This window comes from Microbacterium sp. 69-10, assembly GCF_001897945.1.
Taxonomy (GTDB): domain Bacteria; phylum Actinomycetota; class Actinomycetes; order Actinomycetales; family Microbacteriaceae; genus Microbacterium.
Genome location: NZ_MKRT01000012.1, coordinates 71,154 through 74,575, shown reverse-complemented (window position 1 = coordinate 74,575; position 3,422 = coordinate 71,154). Strand labels below are relative to the sequence as shown.

The window sequence follows — 3,422 nt, the reverse complement described above, 5'->3', positions numbered from 1 at the left end:
GATGGCGGCGATGAGGAGACGGCGAGAACGGCGACGATCAGCGGTGGGGTCCATGACGGGGTGCGCCTTCCAGACAGACGAAACGGGGTGGCACCCAAAAGGTGCACACCCCGCCCTGGCTGTGTTGGTTCAGACCGCGTGCAGCCGCCTCCGGTCTTCCGTTGCATCATCGGCGTCGGCGTGCCGGGCGGTCTCGGCGGCATCCATGAACTGCACCGTGCCGGCCACCGTCGCGGTGAAGAGGTCCCACTGAGCGTCGGTGAGTTCGGGGCCGATCACGGTGGGGTCGGCGCGTTCCCACCAGCCGGCCAGGTCCTCCCAGGTCAGCACGAACGCCCGCACGCTCATGACCGCCGCGATCACCGGCACCGGGGCCGGTGCCGCCTGGCCGTTCGGCTTCTTGCTCTTCTTTGCTTTCTGCTGGTGGGTGAGGCGGGCGAGGGCTTCGGCGGCGAGCTGTTCCAGCTCCGCCGCCCGCACCTGCGCATCCGCCGCCCGCAACCGGTCCGCATCTAGCGCGGCCCGTGCGCGCACATCGGCGGATACGGCGGGGTCGGCGGCGAGGCGGTCGAGTTCCGCAAGCGACGCTTCGGCGTGGGTGCGCTGGTGGGCGGCGGTGATCGACCCGCCCGCGTCGATCCCTTCCAGCTCCGCTGCCGCCCGCTCCCGCACGGATGCCGGCTGAGACTCGTCGGCGGCGAGGCGCTGGAGTTCGTTGATGCGCTCGAAGCTCGTGTAGGAGTTGCGGCCCGAGACCATTTTGGCTGCCTGGGCGCGTGATTTCCCGGTGGCCTCTGACGGTGGTGCCACGGTGGCACCACCGGAGGCTCCGCCGAAAACCTCCGCGGCCCCGCCGACGAAATCGGCGGCGCCGAACCGGGTCGCTTCCTGTCGGCGTGCCGCGTCTTCGGCCATGACTTCCTTGAGTTCCCGGTAGAGGGCGGCTTGTTCGGTGAGGGTGAGGGGCTTGTGCAGGGCGTTGTCGTCCTGCTCGGCCAGCAGTTCCCCGAGCCGGTCCGTGATGCCGGAGCGCACCCAGACGTTGGCGGTCTTCCAGCCGAGCTTCCGCATCGCGGTCAGGCGGCGTAGTCCGCACACGAGTACCCCGTCCGGGGTGATCGTGATGGGCTGCAACATGCCGTCACGGGCGATGGACTCGGTGAGCTGGTCGAGGTCTCCCAGATCGTCGCGATGCCGGCGGCCGACCTGGATGGAATCGAGTGCGCGTTCCAACTCGATATGCCCCGGCCCGCTACCCACGATGCCCTCTTCCCGAACGTCCCGGCGCAGCCTGCGCGACCTCCGCCAGCAGCCGGTCATCGGTCAGCAGCACCCGCAGCGGCTCATCAATGAGCAGCCGGAGGAGGACGCCGCGGCCGGTGTTGGTGTGCGTCTGGTCGGGGTCGGGGTTCCCGAGCACCGCGCGCAGCATCGCCAGCCAGGAGGTACCGGGGATGTCGAGGAGGGCGCGGGCCTGGTAGTCGCGGCGCAGCGACTCGAACGCGGACACCCGGTTCGGGCACTCCGCTAGCCTCGTGCAGATGTACTCGATACCGGCGTGGGCGGTGCCCGCCGGCCAGCCGAGATAGCAGAACAGCGCGATCGTGTCCGCGATCGCTGACTCCACCCCCGTACACGCCTCCACGGCACTCGACGGCTCCTCCTCATCGTCGAGGTCGTCGGGGCCGGGCGTCTGGAACGCGGGATGGTACTCGGGCAGCTCGTTCTCCCGGTCACTGAACCGCTCCGCGTCATGGAAGGCGCTGTAGTGCGGGCGGCGGGCGCGGTTCACCGAGCACAGCAGTCCTTGGCCTCGTTCTTCGGCGATGCAGGTGATGCGCACCGCATGGGTCACGACCGCCCACGGGTCGTTCGCACGCCTCGCGGATGGCCCTTGCATCGCGACGAACGCCGCAGAGGCGGCCTCCCAGGGGTCGAGGCCGTGCTTCTTCGCGAGTGCGGCGTACTTCTGGGCGGCGTGCCGCATCAGCCCTGCAGCTTCCGGGTCACTCCGCCACGCTGACTGGCCAGCCTGGTCGAGGCGGGTCAGGAGTTCGCGGAGTCGTTCAGAGTCCTCGAAGCCGCGCCCATCGTGGCCGGGCTTCGGGGTGTGGTGTTGTTCGTGCATGTCGGCACCTCCTGAACAGGAGGTGCACACCCCCTGCCTGGCTCGCTGACCGTGCTGGTTCCTGTTCATCGCGCATCACCCCAGCCCGATCCCTGAGCGCGACACCCAGGAGAAGTGATTCGGCCCAGGACCGCGCCCGAACGCCGACGCCGGCGGCAACCGACGCGCCCGCTCACTCAGCGCCCGGCCCGCGTTCCGCGCACCGCGCCCCGCGGCACGAGCCCCATCCGCGGTGAGGCCACGGGCGCGGCGGGCGAGCTCGGCCTGGAAGTCGATCCCGCGCCCCGCGACGTGACTGCCCGCCCTGGTCATCAGGTCAGACGGGCGCACCCACTCGACCCCGCGCCCCGGCTTCCGCTTCGCAGCGGCGACGGTCTTGGTCGCCTGGGAGGGGTCGGCGTGCCGGGCGAGCTCCGACACCTCAGCATCCTCGACCGCTTCCGGCGTCGGGGTTCGGCCCGGAGGCTCGGCATGGGTGGGATGGTCGGCGGTCATCTGGTCGATGTTCATGAGTCCTGCTCCTTCGGTTCCTCGTGTTCAGCAGGTGCGCTCGCACCCGCGTTGAGCTCTTTTGCGAACCAGCGGCCCACCGTCGACGGCGCCACACGCAATGCGCGGGCGATCGCCTTGTTCGACTCGCCCTCATCCCGCATGCGCGCCGCGACCAGCCGGCGGTCCTCGCCTTCCAGAGACGGCACCTGCGGTGCTGTCAGAACCGGCGCCGCTGTTGCGAACACCTCCGGCAGCACGGCGGAATCCTCATCTACCGGGTCAGTCACTCCCGCGGGCGCCAGCCGGGCTTCCTGGCCCTCGGCATCGGTCGTGCGGGCACGGTGGGAACGAACCAGCACGACGGTCAGATGGGTCGAGGCGAGGAGCACGAGCGGAGGCACCGCCGCCACGCACCCCGCGAGGAGCGGGGGGACGTCGGCATCGGCGGCGACGGTCGCGTGCAGCGCGTTCGCGACCACCGACACGAGAGTGCCAGCGATCAACAGCAGCCACGGATACCAGGCCGCACGATGCCCATCGAGCGCGACTACCGCGACGGTCGCGACGACGATCAGGCCGTCAACGATCAGCGGCCACGCCCACGCCTGGCCGGCGTCAATGCCGGAGCGGCGGGCAAGATCGGTGAGTGCCGTGAACGAGAGCCAGAACGCGGCCGCCGCGATGAGTACCGTGCCCGTCGTCGCGGTCGAGACCGCGACCCGCCCGCTCGGCAACCGGGGGTTCACGAGAGCACCTGCCGATTCACGCCAGCACCCCGGCGCACAGGCACGCTCTGCCCGAA

At 70.4% G+C, this 3,422-nt stretch carries 4 protein-coding genes; all 4 read right to left on the bottom strand.

Going from position 1 to position 3,422, the window contains the following annotated elements:
• Positions 1-129 precede the first annotated feature (129 nt).
• A complete protein-coding gene (locus BGN97_RS04980; RefSeq protein WP_292698541.1) occupies positions 130-1,233 on the bottom strand; it encodes a ParB N-terminal domain-containing protein in 1,104 nt (367 codons plus the stop codon).
• A 19-nt stretch (positions 1,234-1,252) separates the two neighbouring features.
• Positions 1,253-2,128, bottom strand: a complete 876-nt coding sequence (locus tag BGN97_RS04975) for a hypothetical protein (protein ID WP_292698540.1) — start codon at positions 2,126-2,128, stop codon at positions 1,253-1,255.
• 75 nt (positions 2,129-2,203) lie between these two features.
• Entirely contained in the window at positions 2,204-2,638 is a 435-nt protein-coding gene (locus BGN97_RS04970) for a hypothetical protein (RefSeq protein ID WP_292698538.1), read from the bottom strand.
• Positions 2,635-3,354 carry a DUF2637 domain-containing protein gene (locus tag BGN97_RS04965; RefSeq protein ID WP_292698605.1) on the bottom strand — a complete coding sequence of 240 codons (720 nt, stop codon included), beginning with the start codon at positions 3,352-3,354 and terminating at the stop codon, positions 2,635-2,637. Before BGN97_RS04965 ends, BGN97_RS04970 begins: the two co-directional genes overlap by 4 nt.
• Between the last annotated feature and the right edge of the window lie 68 nt (positions 3,355-3,422).

What these genes read in the sequence shown, in the direction of transcription:
- BGN97_RS04970 (WP_292698538.1), bottom strand. Translation starts at nt 2,638, where the DNA reads ATGAACATCGACCAGATGACCGCCGACCATCCCACCCATGCCGAGCCT.
- BGN97_RS04975 (WP_292698540.1), bottom strand. Translation starts at nt 2,128, where the DNA reads ATGCACGAACAACACCACACCCCGAAGCCCGGCCACGATGGGCGCGGC.